General features: G+C 33.3%; 19 protein-coding genes and 1 tRNA gene. 13 read left to right on the top strand and 7 right to left on the bottom strand.

Translation table 11 applies throughout. From position 1 onward, the window contains the following. The first annotated feature begins 48 nt into the window (after positions 1–48). Genes AC5SR4_RS00950 through AC5SR4_RS00935 form a run of 4 tightly spaced genes read left to right on the top strand, consistent with a single transcriptional unit; the run spans position 49 to position 2469 of the window. Entirely contained in the window at positions 49–537 is a 489-nt protein-coding gene (locus AC5SR4_RS00950) for a TlpA family protein disulfide reductase (RefSeq protein ID WP_495357672.1), read from the top strand. A 39-nt stretch (positions 538–576) separates the two neighbouring features. Next, a complete protein-coding gene (gene tpiA / locus AC5SR4_RS00945) occupies positions 577–1326 on the top strand; it encodes a triose-phosphate isomerase (protein ID WP_495359133.1) in 750 nt (249 codons plus the stop codon). 15 nt (positions 1327–1341) lie between these two features. Continuing rightward, the gene (gene prmA, locus AC5SR4_RS00940; protein ID WP_495357671.1) at positions 1342–2178 is read left to right on the top strand and encodes a 50S ribosomal protein L11 methyltransferase; all 837 of its coding nucleotides are present in this window, start codon (positions 1342–1344) and stop codon (positions 2176–2178) included. A 15-nt stretch (positions 2179–2193) separates the two neighbouring features. Further along, the gene (locus AC5SR4_RS00935; RefSeq protein ID WP_495357670.1) at positions 2194–2469 is read left to right on the top strand and encodes an ATP-dependent Clp protease adaptor ClpS; all 276 of its coding nucleotides are present in this window, start codon (positions 2194–2196) and stop codon (positions 2467–2469) included. A 10-nt stretch (positions 2470–2479) separates the two neighbouring features. Here the strand turns inward: AC5SR4_RS00935 and AC5SR4_RS00930 are convergent, their stop codons facing one another. After that, positions 2480–2893, bottom strand: a complete 414-nt coding sequence (locus tag AC5SR4_RS00930; RefSeq protein ID WP_495357669.1) for a DUF6691 family protein — start codon at positions 2891–2893, stop codon at positions 2480–2482. Between the two features lie 3 nt (positions 2894–2896). Beyond that, positions 2897–3454: a YeeE/YedE family protein gene (locus tag AC5SR4_RS00925; protein ID WP_495357668.1), complete on the bottom strand. Its 558-nt coding sequence runs from the start codon at positions 3452–3454 to the stop codon at positions 2897–2899. A gap of 214 nt (positions 3455–3668) precedes the next feature. Here AC5SR4_RS00925 and AC5SR4_RS00920 point away from each other — a divergent pair. The 6 genes from AC5SR4_RS00920 to AC5SR4_RS00895 all read left to right on the top strand — a co-directional run bounded on the left by AC5SR4_RS00920 (position 3669) and on the right by AC5SR4_RS00895 (position 8729). Next, positions 3669–3742: transfer RNA gene (locus AC5SR4_RS00920), tRNA-Arg, on the top strand. A gap of 125 nt (positions 3743–3867) precedes the next feature. Then, positions 3868–5076: a GH-E family nuclease gene (locus tag AC5SR4_RS00915; protein WP_495357667.1), complete on the top strand. Its 1209-nt coding sequence runs from the start codon at positions 3868–3870 to the stop codon at positions 5074–5076. 11 nt (positions 5077–5087) lie between these two features. Next, positions 5088–5570 carry an ankyrin repeat domain-containing protein gene (locus AC5SR4_RS00910; RefSeq protein WP_495357666.1) on the top strand — a complete coding sequence of 161 codons (483 nt, stop codon included), beginning with the start codon at positions 5088–5090 and terminating at the stop codon, positions 5568–5570. Positions 5571–5993: 423 nt separating this feature from the next. Next, positions 5994–7049 (top strand): RES domain-containing protein, encoded by a 1056-nt coding sequence (locus AC5SR4_RS00905; protein ID WP_495357665.1) that lies wholly within the window; start codon positions 5994–5996, stop codon positions 7047–7049. An 8-nt stretch (positions 7050–7057) separates the two neighbouring features. Then, on the top strand, positions 7058–7348 hold the full coding sequence (locus AC5SR4_RS00900) for a hypothetical protein (protein ID WP_495357664.1): 291 nt from the start codon (positions 7058–7060) through the stop codon (positions 7346–7348). Between the two features lie 400 nt (positions 7349–7748). Beyond that, on the top strand, positions 7749–8729 hold the full coding sequence (locus tag AC5SR4_RS00895) for an RHS repeat domain-containing protein (protein WP_495359132.1): 981 nt from the start codon (positions 7749–7751) through the stop codon (positions 8727–8729). A gap of 523 nt (positions 8730–9252) precedes the next feature. Here the strand turns inward: AC5SR4_RS00895 and AC5SR4_RS00890 are convergent. Both AC5SR4_RS00890 and AC5SR4_RS00885 read right to left on the bottom strand, forming a co-directional pair. Then, on the bottom strand, positions 9253–9675 hold the full coding sequence (locus AC5SR4_RS00890; protein WP_495357663.1) for a JAB domain-containing protein: 423 nt from the start codon (positions 9673–9675) through the stop codon (positions 9253–9255). Between the two features lie 140 nt (positions 9676–9815). Then, complete coding sequence (locus AC5SR4_RS00885; RefSeq protein WP_495357662.1) at positions 9816–10064, bottom strand: helix-turn-helix domain-containing protein; 249 nt, start codon at positions 10062–10064, stop codon at positions 9816–9818. Positions 10065–10193: 129 nt separating this feature from the next. Between AC5SR4_RS00885 and AC5SR4_RS00880 the strand changes: the two genes are divergently transcribed. Next, positions 10194–10772: a hypothetical protein gene (locus tag AC5SR4_RS00880; protein ID WP_495357661.1), complete on the top strand. Its 579-nt coding sequence runs from the start codon at positions 10194–10196 to the stop codon at positions 10770–10772. Between the two features lie 80 nt (positions 10773–10852). On the opposite strand, the gene AC5SR4_RS00875 is transcribed toward AC5SR4_RS00880, so the two are convergent. The 3 genes from AC5SR4_RS00875 to dcm all read right to left on the bottom strand — a co-directional run bounded on the left by AC5SR4_RS00875 (position 10853) and on the right by dcm (position 13176). Further along, on the bottom strand, positions 10853–11209 hold the full coding sequence (locus AC5SR4_RS00875) for a 4-fold beta flower protein (protein WP_495357660.1): 357 nt from the start codon (positions 11207–11209) through the stop codon (positions 10853–10855). After that, positions 11193–11870, bottom strand: coding sequence for a hypothetical protein (locus tag AC5SR4_RS00870; protein ID WP_495357659.1), 678 nt, complete (start codon positions 11868–11870; stop codon positions 11193–11195). Before AC5SR4_RS00870 ends, AC5SR4_RS00875 begins: the two co-directional genes overlap by 17 nt. Before the next feature lie 424 nt (positions 11871–12294). Beyond that, positions 12295–13176: a DNA (cytosine-5-)-methyltransferase gene (dcm, locus tag AC5SR4_RS00865; RefSeq protein WP_495357658.1), complete on the bottom strand. Its 882-nt coding sequence runs from the start codon at positions 13174–13176 to the stop codon at positions 12295–12297. A gap of 801 nt (positions 13177–13977) precedes the next feature. On the opposite strand from dcm, the gene AC5SR4_RS00860 reads away from it, so the two are divergent. Further along, positions 13978–14628 carry a recombinase family protein gene (locus AC5SR4_RS00860; RefSeq protein ID WP_495357657.1) on the top strand — a complete coding sequence of 217 codons (651 nt, stop codon included), beginning with the start codon at positions 13978–13980 and terminating at the stop codon, positions 14626–14628. A gap of 82 nt (positions 14629–14710) precedes the next feature. Next, complete coding sequence (locus tag AC5SR4_RS00855; protein WP_495357656.1) at positions 14711–16411, top strand: hypothetical protein; 1701 nt, start codon at positions 14711–14713, stop codon at positions 16409–16411. Positions 16412–16422: the final 11 nt, after the last annotated feature.

Genomic DNA, 16422 nt, shown 5'->3' with positions numbered 1-16422 from the left:
AAGTGGAGTGTAATAGCATTAAAAACATATCATTAAAAACAACATAACATGAAATACCTATTATACATTTTTATATTTTTTATAAGTACTACAAGCTGTAAAGCACAAGAAAAACATACAACCTTTTCAAAAGCAGCTTTAAATGACACATTTATAACTTTAGAGGGCAACCAGGTAACTCTTAATAGTATTTTAAAAGCATACAAAGGCAAAACCGTAGTTATAGATGTTTGGGCCTCATGGTGTCGTGATTGTATAGAAGGCATGCCCAAAGTAAAAGCATTACAGGCCCAGCATAAAGATGTGGTCTACTTGTTTTTGTCGTTAGACCGTAACCAAGATGCTTGGAAACGGGGCATAGAAAAATATCAAGTGGTTGGTGAGCATTATTATATGGAGTCGGGTAGAAAAGGCCCCTTTGGTACATTTGCCAATCTAGATTGGATACCAAGATACATGGTTGTAGATAAAAAGGGCCGTATAAAGTTGTTTAAGGCCATAGAAGCAGACGATAATAGAATTAAAGAAATATTATAAATACCTAACAAAATCCCTTAAAGAGAGGGTCAAATGAAGATGAGAAAACACATAGTAGCAGGAAATTGGAAAATGAATAATGATTTACCACAAACAGAATCATTAATTGATGCTTTAAAAGTACAAACACAAACATCAAGCGCAGAGGTTATGGTGGCCCCTACGTTTACCAACTTGTTTCAGGCATTTCGGCAATTACGAGAATCCAATATAGAGGTCATTGCACAAAACATGCATTTTGCCGAAAATGGTGCTTATACAGGCGAGATAAGTGCAAGCATGTTAAAAAGCATAGGCGTGCGTACAGTCATTTTAGGACATAGTGAACGTCGAGCCTATTTTAATGAAACAGATGCTATTTTGGCTAAAAAAGTAGATGCCGCTTTAGCTAACGAGTTACGTGTTATTTTTTGTTTTGGGGAAGAATTGGCAGATAGAAAATCAGGTAACCAAGAACAAGTTGTAGAAAGTCAAATAAAAAATGCCCTATTTCATTTAGAAGCTTCAGCATTTAAAAATATTGTATTGGCTTACGAACCCGTTTGGGCTATTGGAACAGGCGAAACCGCAAGTCCAGAACAGGCTCAGGATATGCATGCATTTATTAGAAAAACATTAAGCGACCAATATGGCGCTGCTGTAGCAAACAGTATATCCATTTTATATGGTGGTAGTGTTAAACCAAACAATGCCCAAGAGATATTCTCAAAACCAGATGTAGATGGCGGGCTTATTGGTGGCGCATCTCTTAATGCCGACGATTTTTTTGCAATTGTAAATGCTATTTAATAGTATACAATTATCATGTCTAAAAATATTTATATAGGTTACGAATTTACAGTAACCCCCCTAGAACCAGGTGTAGAAATCTTAATAGCAGAGTTGGGTTATGCTGGTTTTGAAAGTTTTGTAGAAACAGAACATGGGGTTACCGCATATATACAAAAAGCAGATTGGAACGCTACTATTTTAGAGGATATACAAATATTGGAATCGGAAGATTTCAAGATAGACTATACCTTTAATGAGATAGAGCAGACCAACTGGAACGAAGCATGGGAAAAGAATTTTAAACCTATAGTTGTAGACGGTGCCTGTACCGTACGGGCACCTTTTCATGAAAATCCCAATACTCCTTTTGATATTATCATAGAGCCCAAGATGAGTTTTGGTACCGGACATCATGAAACGACCCATATGATGATTCAGTATATCCTAAAAAATGATTTCAAGGATAAATCGGTATTAGATATGGGCTGTGGTACAGGAGTATTGGCTATTCTAGCAGAGAAAAAAGGGGCCAAACCCATTGATGCGGTAGATTATGATAATTGGTGCTATTTAAATAGCTTAGAGAATATAGAACGCAACCAATGTAGCCACATTACTGTTATAGAAGGCGATGCCAGTGTGCTAAAAGGCAAAGCATATGATATTATAATTGCCAACATAAATCGTAATATTTTACTAAATGATATGGCAACCTACGTATCTTGTTTAAATAAGAATGGGATGTTGTTATTAAGTGGGTTTTATAACGACGACATCCCGTTAATACAGGAAACATGTGAAAAACATATGTTAAAATTTGAGGAAAAACTAGAAAGAAATCAGTGGGTTGCGCTAAAATTTTTAAATTAGTCAAAACTTTTGTTTATGAGTACTAGAGAAAAAGCATCAGAAGAAGTCTTGTTAGAGGAAGATGTACTAAAGCAAAATGAAATTGTGTTGTATAATGATGATGTAAATACCTTTGATCATGTTATAGAAACACTAATTTATGCTTGCGACCATACCGCTGAACAAGCAGAACAATGTTCCATCATTGTACATTACAAAGGAAAATGTACGGTTAAAACTGGTTTGTATGACGATTTAAAGCCACGTTGCTCTATGTTGTTAGAAGCCGGTTTAAGTGCCGAAATTGTTTAAGGAGGCGTATTTAATGAGGTAACTTATCTTTTATTACCCCATATATAAACGTACCAAGTAAAGCTGCTGCAATAACAATAAGCATGCTATATACTCCTGTGCCAAATAATATATACATAGGTCCAGGACAAGCCCCAATAAGTGCCCAGCCAAGCCCAAAAATACTGCCACCAATAATATAGCGTATCATGCCTTTCTCTTTTTTGGGTACAAATATATCGGCGCCCTTGATGCCTTTAACATACCCTTTCCTAGAAATTTGAAGAAATAAAATACCACTGGCAATAGCTGTTCCTATAATGCCATACATGTGGAATGATTGAAAACGGAACATCTCATAAATACGGTACCATGAAACAGCCTCAGACTTTACAAGAACAATTCCAAAAAAGATGCCTACCAATAAAAACTTTAAATACTTCATAGTCTAAAAAATTAAGGGTAAAATAAAATTGGCCATAAGTAGTCCACCAATAAAAAAACCAATAACAGCAATTAAAGATGGTTTTTGTAAGCTGCTAAGTCCTGAAATAGCATGCCCCGAGGTACAGCCACCAGCATAACGCGTTCCAAAGCCAACCAGTAACCCACCAATAATCAATAGTAATATGCCTTTAGGCGTTGTAATGGTTTTTAAACTGTACATTTCTTTTGGCACCAAATCGGCACCAGGGTTTTTAAATCCCATTTGTGTAAGTTCGTTAACAGTTTTAGGGTTTAAATCAGTTACTACATCATTAGATAAAAATTGCACAGCTATAAATCCGCCAATAACAGCACCTACTACCACCGTTAAGTTCCATGATTGGTCTTTCCAGTTAAATTTAAAAAAGCTTGCTTTTTTACCGGCACCAAGAATAGAGCACATGGTGCTTAAGTTGGAAGACATACCAAAGGTCTTTCCAAAAAAAAGCAATAAAGCCATAACAAGCGCTATCAAGGGGCCAGAAACATACCAAGGCCAAGGATCTAAAATGTAATTCATACTTAATTATTTACTGCAAATCTACAGAAGTATTTTTTGCTATGTAACAAATACTACCAAAAATCAAATTAACAACGAATGTAAAAAACTAAGGAATAGAGATTTTATAAGCCTATTAAACCTTTCGTTTTTGATTCATTTAATATAAGAAACAAATATGATAAAAATTTGGTAGAAATTTAATAAAAAGACTATATTTGCACGCACAAAAAAAGGCCACGTGGCGCAACTGAATAGCGCACTTGATTACGGCTCAAGAGGTTCCAGGTTTGAATCCTGGCGTGGTCACGAATAAATAAAGAATCCAAACTTATAAATTCAAGCAAGCTTGATTTAACGTTTGGATTTTTTATTTCCAAAGCGGCGCTTTGGGGGGGCACTTGCTAAACCCCCAGATTTAAGACATGTATAGCATGTTCCAAAGATTGGCAGGCGATAAGCGTTACGAGCTCAGTAACCATCTAGGAAACGTACTAAGTGTTGTAAGTGATCGAAAATTGGTTGCAGACCCGCTTAATTTTACTAACTTTACACCAGACGTTCTTGTTTTTAATGATTATTATCCCTTTGGTATGTTAATGCCTAATAGACACGGCTCAATCGATAGTTATAGATATGGCTTTAATGGAAAAGAAAAAGATGATGAAGTCAAAGGTGAAGGTGTGCAATATGATTATGGTTTTAGGATTTATGACACGAGGATTGGTAAATTCTTGAGTACTGACCCTCTTTTTAAAGGTTACCCACATTATACTCCATATCAGTTTGCAGGCAACACTCCTATTCAAGCAATGGATTTAGATGGGTTAGAGGAGTATTATTATTGGAATGAATTAAAGAAAGAGACGTCTAAAATTCAGTTGGATTTGGTTCCTATTACATATAATCCACCAGATATCTCTCAATTTGGTTTTTATCAAACTAGACAAGATGCTGAAAAATGGGGAAGGCTTCCATATCTAAAAAGGGAGAGAGAACAACAGGTTGAGCAATATAACAGGTCAGTAGAAGCCTATAATAATTATGTAAGGAATTCAAATCCAATATGGCTTCTAGGCACTCAATTTAATCCAGTAGCAGGAACTTATTATGCAATTGATAACTATTCTCAAGGGGAATATTTATGGGGAACAGTAGAAGCAATTTTTGTTGCACTAGAAGTTGCTCCATTTTTAAAAGGAACTAAAGCTTTTAAATTTAGTAATTTTTCAAAATCGATTAATAGGCTTCCTATAGAAGATTTTGCGGATGAAGCTGTTAGAGAATTTGGAGAGGTTGTTGAACGAATATATAAATCGAGAAATAGACCATCTTTTAGACAGGGAGTTGTGGAAGAAGTTTGGGAAAATGCAGCTAGAGATGTCAATGGTAATGTTATTGATATTAATACAGGAGAGATAATTACTTGGGACAAGTCAAAATCTAGAGTTGGTCAATGGGATATGGGGCATATACCAGGTGAGGAATGGCATAAGCTTAGACAGGAGTATATCGACGGTAATAAAACATGGGAGCAAGTGTTAGATGAGTATAATGACTCAAGTAAATATATACCTGAAAATCCATCTTCTAATAGGAGTGGCGTAAATGAAGGAACACCTAGACCCGAAAGAGGTCAATAATAAATTTTTATATGAGCATATTTAATCTTATAAGAAACGAAAAAGATGAGAAATACATCATCGATTATATAAAAAAAAACAATATTGATATCAACATAAAAGATGAGGATGATTATAATATGCTCATGATAGCAATCACCCGTAGTTTGCATGAATTATCGAAATACCTGATTTCAAAAAACATTGATTTAAATCATCAAAATTATAAAGGAATGTCTTCTTTGCATATTTTGGCATTTAATTATAATAGAGAAGTTTTAGAGGACATGTTGGCTAAAAATATAGATGTTTCTCTGCAAGATACTCATGGTAATGGTGCTTTATGGACAGCAATTATGAATGATAAAGGATTTGGAACAAGGTTAGAAATGATACAACTTCTACTTATCCATGGTGCTGACAAAAACCAGTCAAATAAGGTAGATAAAACTCCTTTGCAAATTGCAAGGGTATTAAACTACCCGCAAGTCATCGAAATTTTAGAAAAGAACTGATAATGTAGGTAATGTGTCAAATTAGGACACAATAAAAGTTTTAATTATAAAATACTGAAAAACAATACTTAGTAAAAATATTGACTACTATTTTCATGAGTTCATTTAATAAAAGTATAAGCCTCTTTTTAGGGTAATGTATCAAATCAGGACATGGTAAAAGTATTGATTACAAAACGCTGAAAACAATAGTTAGTAGAGATATTGATACAAGATAATTATAGAACTGAAACGGAAATATTAGAGTGCTTTGGTTTTGATCGTGAGTTTTTTTTAGGTAAACACCATTAAAAATTAATGAAAAACCATCTAGGAAACTAGGTGGTTTTTTGTATTTTAGACCTCGGTTAATTTGTATTTAACCTTACGTTCTTTTAAATAAAATAACCCTTAAAATAGTATATAAGGTGTTATCCATTTGGTATGTTAATGCCTAATAGGCACGGTTCAAGTGGGGACTATCGTTATGGCTTCCAAGGTCAAGAAAAAGATGATGAAGTTAAAGGCGAGGGCAACTCTATAAATTATAAATTTAGAATGCACGACCCTAGGGTGGGTAGGTTTTTTGCAACAGACCCTTTATTTAGGGAATACCCTCATAATTCGCCATACTCTTTTAGTGAAAATGTAGTAATAAACGCAACTGAATTAGAAGGCAAGGAGAAAGATTTAAGTTATTGGTATGACCCAAGTTTAATTACCTTTAGAAATAATCACACTCATGCTGAAAATGTAGAATTAAGAAAGAGTTTTGAGAAAGGCAAAACATCTGGTGCTGTTACAGGTATAGTTATAATTGGAGTAGCTGCTGATATTTATTTTACAGGTGGAACAGTAAGTAGGATTTTAGGGATTGGAAGTATGGGGTATGCCATGGGTGATTTGAGCAGAGCAATGGATACTTCTGAAAAAGCCAGAGAAGCAAGGGGAACGGGGGACATAGAGAAAGCAGAAAAACTAGAAATAGAAACAGGCGAATTATCTAAAAATGCTATTTATGAAGCTGGTGGTGGTATCGCTGGAATGATTTTAGGTAATGTTATACGAGCAACAAAAGGTATTAAATACCAAGGCAGAGTTTTTAGATTTGAGCTTCCAGAAAGAGTTGGAACTACTTGGACAAAACATGACGGAAATATTTTAGCTAATCACAGGTATACCGAAGAAGGGATAGGAGGAGTTTATGCGGGTACAGACGCAATTACGGCATATGATGAAATAGTTAGCTATGGTAATTCTGTTGCAAACAATAGAATTCTTGTTAGTAAGGAAGTTACATTAAATAATGTATTAGATTTAACAGATGCTAGTGTTAGAAAGAGCTTGGGGGTAACGTTAGAAGATATTGCTAGTGAGAGTTATGAAGCAACCCAAAAAATTGGAAAATATGCGGTAGATAATGGGTTTGATGGTATTTTAGCTCCTTCAGCTAGAAACGAAGGAGGAACTAATTTAGTTATTTTAAAAGATATAGATTAAATAAATTTATGAAAAAGCATGAACTTGAGAAATATTACACTAGTGATGAACACTGGAATAGGTTTGTTAACTTTTATAATAAAGGATGGGATGATTTTAAATCTAAAGAAGAATTATTGAAGTCTCTTGATTATAATTTAGATATATCAAAGGTTACTTATGGTATTTTTGGTAGTAATTGTTTTAATTGGATTAACAATACAGTTCCTTTACTAGATGGATTAAAACCTTGTGAATGTGTTTATGATGAAAAATTAAAAATAAGATTAAAATCTTTGTTGCTTAGAATGCCTAAATAAGTAGCTAATGTATCAAATTAGGACACAATAAAAGTTTTAATTATAAAATACTGAAAAAAAATAGTTAACGACTATATTGATTACTATTTTCATGAGTTCATTTAATAAAAGTATAAGTCTCTTTTTAGGGTAATGTATCAAATCAGGACATGGTAAAAGTATTGATTACAAAACGCTGAAAACAATAGTTAGTAGAGATATTTATACAAGATAATTATAGAACTGAAACGGGAATATTAGAGTGCTTTGGTGTTGATTGTGAGTTTTTTTTTTAGGTAAACACCATTAAAAATTAATGAAAAACCATCTAGGAAACTAGGTGGTTTTTTGTATTTTAGACCTCGGTTAATTTGTATTTAACCTTACGTTCTTTTAAATAAAATAACCCTTAAAATAGTATATAAGGTATTATCCATTTGGGATGTTGTTGCCTAATAGACATGGTTCAAGTGATAGTTATAGATATGGTTTCCAAGGTCAAGAAAAAGATGATGAAGTTAAAGGCGAGGGCAACTCTATAAATTATAAATTTAGAATGCACGACCCTAGGGTGGGTAGGTTCTTTGCGGTTGACCCATTAGCACATGAATTTCCTTGGAATAGTTCGTATGCATTTAGTGAAAATAGGGTCATAGATGCTATTGAATTAGAAGGACTTGAAAAAATGATTTCTATTCACCAGAAATATTTGAATGGAGATAGTGAGTTAAGAGTAATAACAGAAGACCACCTGATTGATTTAACCAGGGAAATGATAGAAGAAAGAACTAGGATTTATTATAAAGGGCTTGATTGGGCGATTAGACAACAACAAATTCAATTTTTAGATTCTCATAATGATAAGTATGATGGAATAAGGGCAGGTACATTGTCCTTGTATATTGATGAAAAATACAATATAAAAGCATATTATGATAATTACGTTAAGGATAGAGAATTATCATTAATAGCAATAGCAAATGAGAAAGACTTTCAAGAAAAGAAATGGGGAATTTATGCAGAGGGATTTACGGATATTGCTATTGGAACTATAGGTGTTCTTACTGCTACAATTGAAGAGTTTGGTTCGGGAGGTTTAGCATCAGTACTTGTAATTACTCAATTAACTTTATCCATAGATGAGATTAGTGGCGGAGTCAATAAAATAATAGACCCAAGAGCTGCTCATGATGGAAAAGAGGCTAAACCAATAAAATATTTGGTAGGAGAGTTTTTAGGAGAAAATGGAGAAAGAGTATATGACGTTATTGATGTCGGATTAGGAATCAATGATATTTCGAAGGCAGAGAAATTAATTGATATAGTTGGTGTTTATGACACAATCTCTGATGCTCAGGGGGCAGTACAAGATGAAGCTGATAGACAAAAAGATGAAGATTAAAAGCCTTAAATATGAAATATTGGAATAATTATTTGACCATAGGAGTTATTATTTTGGTATCAAATAAATTTATTGACTATTCTAAAGTATTATTAAAATGGTCTATTCTAGTTGTTGGTGTGAGTTTCGCCTCCTATGGTTTGTTTCTTTTTTTTAGAAAGAAAAAACAAGATTAAACTCGGCTAATACAAAAAAATAAGAACTATGTATTATAAAAAAGGATGGATCATTATTTTTGGAATAATTTGCATTTTATTGGGGCTAGATACAGATGAGTCAAATTTTATTCCATCTTTTTTAAAATATATTATAGGAGGATGTTTTATTTTGTATGGCATATTTTTTGTCAAAAATAATATTGATAGGTAAGATAATGTGCCAAATTAGGTAATGTGTTAGATTAGGATATGATAAAAATTTTAATTCTAAAATATTGAAAAACAATAGTTAGTTAAAATATTGACTGCTATTTTCATGAGTTCATTTAATAAAAGTATAAGCCTCTTTTTAGGGGCTTATTTATTTAAATCTTATCTAAATCACTAAAACTGGAATATTCTTCACCCTCACTAATTATAAGGTGGTCTAAGACTTTCATGCCCAAAATATCAGCACCTTTTTTTATTTTAAGAGTAGTCTCAATATCGGCTTCGCTAAATTTAGTATCACCGCTTGGATGATTGTGACATAATACCAATAGCTTACATTTTTTTGAAACCGCAAAGTGAAATAACTCAATAGGCTCAATATAGTTCTTATTTAAATTTCCAATGGTCAATAACTCGATGTATGCAATATCTAATTTATTAGTTAACCCTATGGTCCAGAAGTATTCTTTTTGTCGATGAAGTTTATTTTGTCTTAGCAAAATTTTACGCATAATTCGTGCTAAATCTTCACTACCTTTTATTTTCCCGTTTTCATCCTTGGGTAAGCGTACTGTCATTATTTTTACTTTTTATCAAATATAAAAAACCCGTCTTAAAAAGACGGATTTTAATATATTAAAACTATAAATTATTTTATATTAATACCATCAGCTCATACTTTAATCATAAGAAAAACATAAACATCTCTTCAGAGGGCTTATTGTTTTTCATTTATATAATTGAACAACTCATTAAAGGAAACATCAAATACCTCAACAAATTTAACAATAGTAGATAGTTTAGGTTCCTGTAGCCCTTTCTCGTATTTCCGAATGTTTTCTCTATCTACGCCAATAGCCGCACCTACATCCATTTGAGACATTTTTTTTTCAGTCCTTAATTCTCTTATTCTTTTTCCAAAATTGATAACCACTTCAGGAATTGGACTTTTTCGAGTTCTTGCCATAATAAGTTTTCATTAAAATAGAATTGAAAACTATGGAATTAAACGAGTAAACAAGGGATTGTATAATAGGGGTTGTTTACACGCATATTTTTGATATATTTGCTCAATAAATAATTAAAACTAATAAAAATGAAAAAATTAATTTTACCCTTTATTCTTCTAATGTTTAGTGTTTTATCATGTTCATCTGGTGATGGTGGCGAAGTTTCACCTAAAGACATAAAATTTGAAAACATGTATTACCTTTCAGATTCTTATTGGTCTTCTGGAGCGACTTTTAGCTTTTTGAGTAAAGACCTAGAAATAAAAAAATTATATGGTGTAGATTTTCTTTATGGACAAGGCTGGTATCTAACCATAGACTTTTATGCAGATTTCGATGACAATGATTTGCCCGAAGCTGGTGTATATTATGGAAGTAACAGTTCAGCATCACCATTTAAAATTGGCGAAGTGCAGCTTATAGAGTATGACGACGACCATGAATATATTGATGGTGAATATTATTTAAGTTCTTGGGTTGAGGGAACTACAATGGAAATTATTTACCTAGAAGGTAAAATGATAGTCAAATATTCTTTATTGCTGAGAAATAATGAAAATGATGTGGATGCTGTAGATTTAACCGTTAGTGGGGAGTTTTCTGTGCAAATAAATCAAATAAATAGAATAGAGGATGAAATAGAACTATACCCTGAAACCGCCTAGGCCTATATTGATAAATACTAATATAATATTCTATTAAATTTAATTCATAGTAGTAGATTTATAAGAAACAAAATTTCAAATTATATACTCCACATGAAACCATCCCAATCGAGTTTAGACCACTTCGATTTCTGAGGGGTTATTGAAGGTGGTGGCGGTGATGGTTTTATTGGAGACTTTTTCTTTAAGCGGGGTCGGTGCGGTATCGGTTTAATCGATGGAAGTATAGGCCCTTTTTTAGCACCTTTCATAAAAGCTACTACATAGCAATTCTTGTCTCTAAAGAAACTATGTTTTAAAGTACCACAATACTCTGAAAACCTATTATAAACATGATTGCTCTTGAGAAACCCAATAAAAAAGCCTTTAGTATTATATACATCTTTATGGTCTAACCAGGCAACTGTTTGACCTATGCTGTTAAAGATTGCTTGCATCTCTTATTTTTTTAATTTGAATACCGTCGGATTCTAAATTATTACCAAGTACACCCCAATAAAGCTCATTTTCATTTTTATTCATTTCTTTACAGATGTAAAATATAGCGGCTAATTCATAATCATATTTTTGGACATCTATAATGCCGACAGCAGGTTCAAGCTTTTCCATAAGTTGCCTCACCTCATATAACTTTAGGTTTGATTTAAGAACAAAGTGGTTATGATTGCCTTTACTGACCGAATAGGTTTCGGTTGTATAGAACATTCTGGTGGTACCAGAGCTTTTAGATTCAAATTCATGATATAACTCACTCATAACACTTATACATTCCATTTTAGTTTTTAGTTTTTCATAGGTAACAGTCAAAAAATAATCCCAATTTAAGAATGATAGGTGTTGTTCAAGGGTATCATTTCTGTGCATACATTCTATAGTGTTGGATAAACTTCTATTTCTTTTAATGAGTTCAAAGAGTTCTGGACTGGTAAATTCTTCCATCATCTTATAGCTGTACTTAAATGGTTTAGATTTCATTTTGAACCAATCTAATTCAGGGTTTTCTTTTAATAGTTTATCCCTTCTTCTTTCAAGTGTCCTAGTTGATATTCTGCATATATCACTAATTTCCTGTGTAGTGTACCAATTTTTTAATTTCATAGTCTTTTATTTTAGGGCGCAAAAACCTAATACAAGAGTTCTTGCAGTTATTTATTCAATCATACGCCATTTGTCCTTAAAGTCAAGAGTTTAGCCGAAAATTTCAAAAAAAAATTAATTGACTTTTGTCGTAATCTTTATTTATGGATTTTTCGTGGCTCTATTTATAAATATGTTCGTTCCCCCAAAAAGACGACATTTGTAAAAGCCCATTATAAGCGAGGTTTTCTGCAAGTTCATTTGTAAATATATAATGTGTTGAAAATGTGGTTTTTACCAGTGAATACCTGTCCGTTGTAAAGAATGGTTTTAATCAAAAAATAATTGATTTTCTTTGAAATACTTCCTAGAAAGGGTGTCGTAACTGGTAAATAAACCGTAATTAAATTAGATTTAGCAGTATTGACATAAATCGAAAATCATTTTACATGAAATTAGCCTGAGATATTATATGTTTTATTAATTCAAGGGTAAAACCATTCCCAATGGCATGTGTGGCAGGTGTTTTCTTTAGTATATCACCAACGTAGCCAACTGGCAATGTTTGCAGTCGTTCAAGTTCGCTCACGCTCATCAATCGAAACAGGCTTTTAACCTCATCATCATTCATATCTTGAATTAGTTCAAGTTTTTTCGTTTTAGGTAAATCTGAAAAATTTTTGTCATGAAAAACGACTTGCCCAATGGATTTAGTTAAATACCTTATCAAGCCATTTTTGGTATGCGGTAAATTTTTTGTCAATAAACAATTACTCTTATTGCGGTCAACGTAACCGTTATCAATTATATCTTTTAATAGAATGTTCTTATCTTTAGGTATTACGGTTTGAATGTTGGTCCAATATATTCTATGTCTATTCTGACCTGAAACGAGATTTGAATTTATCTTAATACCTTTAACACCCAAAAGCTCATCAATACGGTGTTTGTCATGTTTAGACATTGAGCCAACATTCTCAAATAAAAAATACTTTGGTTTAGTTTCTTTTAATAGTCTCAATGCGTGAAAAAACAAAGAAGATTTTTCACCTTTCAATCCTTTACGGTCCTTTTTTATACTTGACAGGTCTTGGCATGGACTACCAGCAACTAGCAAATCTATTTTTGGTAGTGCGTTACCATCAATATTTCTAATATCTCCTAATTGTATCGCATTGGGAAAGTGATGCTGACATACTTTTATTGCCGAAGGGCATATTTCAGATTGATATGATTTGTTTACTGGTATTTCAAGTTCTTTTAAGGCTAATTCGGTTACATTAATTCCTGAAAACAAATTCAGAACATTAATTTTTTTATTTTCCATCTATCTATTTCTAGATAAATAGTTTGCCAATGAGCAACCGCCAGATTATTTCACTTTAGAGCCCTAAAAGAGTAAAACTCGCTTTTTTGATAGAAGATTTTTAACTTAAAATGCAAAATGCTATCAAAATTTTAAAATTATCAATATGAATTTCGCAATGAAATAGCATTGTTTTTAAATATTCATCAAAAATTTATGATTTTTTTAAAATTAACGCTCTAAAAGTGAAATTTATAGATTTTGAACAAAAAACTTTATAAAAAACTGATTTACAGTGATTTATATATAATGTTATGTGATATATCCAAAATTCAGCTTTTTGAAATTTTAGTCCAAAAATTTTAAATAAATTATTCGTAAAAGCAACATTATGAGAATTTTACGCTTGCGTGATATAATAAAAATAACAATCTTTGTCATGTCTTATAATAGTAATTGAAATGGTACTTACTCAAGGACTAAAAGACAAAATAATCTAGATTTTAAAATAATGACATTTAATTGCCATGGTATGTGCTACAGGCAAGGTAGGATTGGCATGTCTAAAAATGACAAAATCTATAAGAGCGGGATAATTACGAATAAAAAGTTTTTTCCGCATTATAACGGGAAAACGAGAAAATGCTGGCAAGGAAACATATTTCCTTCCATATTTGAAAAGCGTTACAAAAAAAGGTTTAGGTTTCTCCATAACGGCGAGAAGCTCCTGAAACAGGGAGAAAGACCAGTAAAACAGTTACTAAAATCGGTTAACCTTTTTTTATAACACAGCGATTAAGATTAACATAAAAATTTAAAATTATGAAGCCAGTAGCAATTTTTGGACGGACAAGTACACAAGAACAAGATTATCAACGTCAAGTTGTAGATATGAAAAAAGTAGCAGATAGAAATGGGTATCAAGTGGTAAGTATAATTACTGAGAAAATAAGTGGTGCTAAATCCAATGATGAGCGTGCTGGAATCCAAAGACTTTTGGAAGAAGCTAAATTGGGTATGTTTAAAAAAGTGCTAGTAACTGAGGTATCGAGACTTGGACGTTCAACTTTGGAGACATTAAAATTGGTAGAGGAACTGCATGGTTATGGCATCAGCATCTATTTACATGACCTTAAGTCAGAAACACTTAATGAAGAAGGTGAAATGAATATGCAAACTGAAATGATGTTACACATGTTATCTCTATTTGCTAAAAACGAGCGCAGGACCACAATAGACAGAATTAAGAGCGGGATGGCACAAGCAAAAGCCAATGGTGTTCATTGTGGAAGATATAGTGGAACCACAGAAAGTAAAGTAGATTTTTTAAAGAAGCACCAAAAAGTAGTGGAAGGTCTAAAACGTGGTTTTTCAGTTCGTGAATGTACCAAGGTCTATGAGGTATCCTTGGGAACTGTGGCAAAAGTTAGAAAATATATAAAAGATGAATTAGAAGTTTTACAAGTAGCATAAAAAAACAAAAGCCTCGACGGCTATCGAGACTTTAGATGTTTTTAAATTATTACTCAACTGTTTAAATTAAATAATAAATTATATGAAGTCCAAAAGTATGGAAAATACTTTGAACGGCAAGGGGCATGCCGTGCAAATTCCAAAAATAACATTCGACCCACTTACAACACCACAGGCAGAAGCACCGACACTAAATAAATACGGTCTGGACCTGACCAATCCAGATTACATAAAGTATAAACGTGAAAACCTAGAAGCAGAAGTAATAGGCGGTATCCATACCCAAGTATTGACAAGGTTTAATGTACTGTTAAAGATAGCCAGACGTCCCCAACAGAGCGCAACCGATGTCTATCGCAACAATGTCGATTTATACAATGAAAACAACATCCAGCATTTTATCAAACAGGCGCAAATCAAATTAAAACTGGATGTAACCAAAATAACCGACTTTATTTATGATTTAACCGAAAGATTGGAACAGTACCGCAAAGATAAATGCACCCATATAGAAGAAAGCCATGCCACAGCATCACCTCAGCCCAAAACCAGCAAACAGATAGACAAACTGTTAAGAAGCGGCACTTTAACAAAAGACTTACAAAAGCTATTGTTCCAATCAGGTATGGCATGCTCCAAGACAGGATTACAACTGTTTTTAATAGCTCTGAGCAGTAAACTCAACAGCACCACACATGCCATATTACAGGGCAATCCAGAACTCACAAACGAACTCATACAATCATTTTCAAGGATATTGCCCACCGAGGTCAATCGCTATAAAACCTCAATTAGTGATAGCGTACTGTACTATGCCCCCACCAAGGACTATTGGAACCATAAAGTACTCTTATTGCCAACCATAGATAAATTAGGAAAGAACAACACCGCCCTAACAGAACTCATTTGCCAGGGACAAGTCGATAGGTTGGTTACCGAGAACACAAACGAAGGCACCTACAGGGCACAGAGCCGATTGGTAAACGGCAAATTAAGTTTTATCAGTTCCACAAACGCAGGTTATAACGAACTCACAAACAACGATAACGTTATAACCCTTCCACTCAATAATCCAAAGACCATCAAAGAAGCCCTCACCACCCAAGCCATTAAGGCAAGTGCTGGATTAATAGATGAAAAAGAAATAGAACAAGCCACCCAACTATTACAGTTTATTTTTAGAGAGCTAAAAGCTGTTAATGTCATCAATCCACATTTAGAACAGCTAAACGTGGCAAGGTATTTCGATGAAGACCACAGGCAAATAAAACAGTTCCTAAAACTGACGAACCTAGTCACACTATTGCACCAAAAACAATTGGGTGTGACCAAAAACGGCAACATGCTACAAATAGAAGTCCAGCCAAAACACATCCTGACCACATTGGAACTCTTTCAGGACCTATGGGTAAAAGAAGAAACAGAACTCAACTATAAAATAGCACATACATTCAGTAACATTAAAGCCATTTTAAGGCAAGAACATAAAGAAGATTACCAACAAGCCGAGTTTACGGTAAAAGGCATGCGAGAGCGTTTAAAAATGTACCCAGCAACATTGGCGAGGCACATCAACACCCTATACGATTACAACAAAATAGAGCGCACAGGTGGAAACCGAAAAGACGGTTACACGTACAAAATAATCAGTTGGAACGACAATACACCAATTGAACGATTTGAAGCATTTAAAACAGAAGTATCTCATAAGTTTCTCAGAGGCTCAAGCTACGATACAAAAGGGCTAACCCAGTATTTTGAGAAACTTAAACAATGTATATAAGGTGCTTAAAG

This window comes from Aestuariibaculum scopimerae (assembly GCF_059428085.1).
This window is presented reverse-complemented; position numbering and strand designations above follow the sequence as displayed.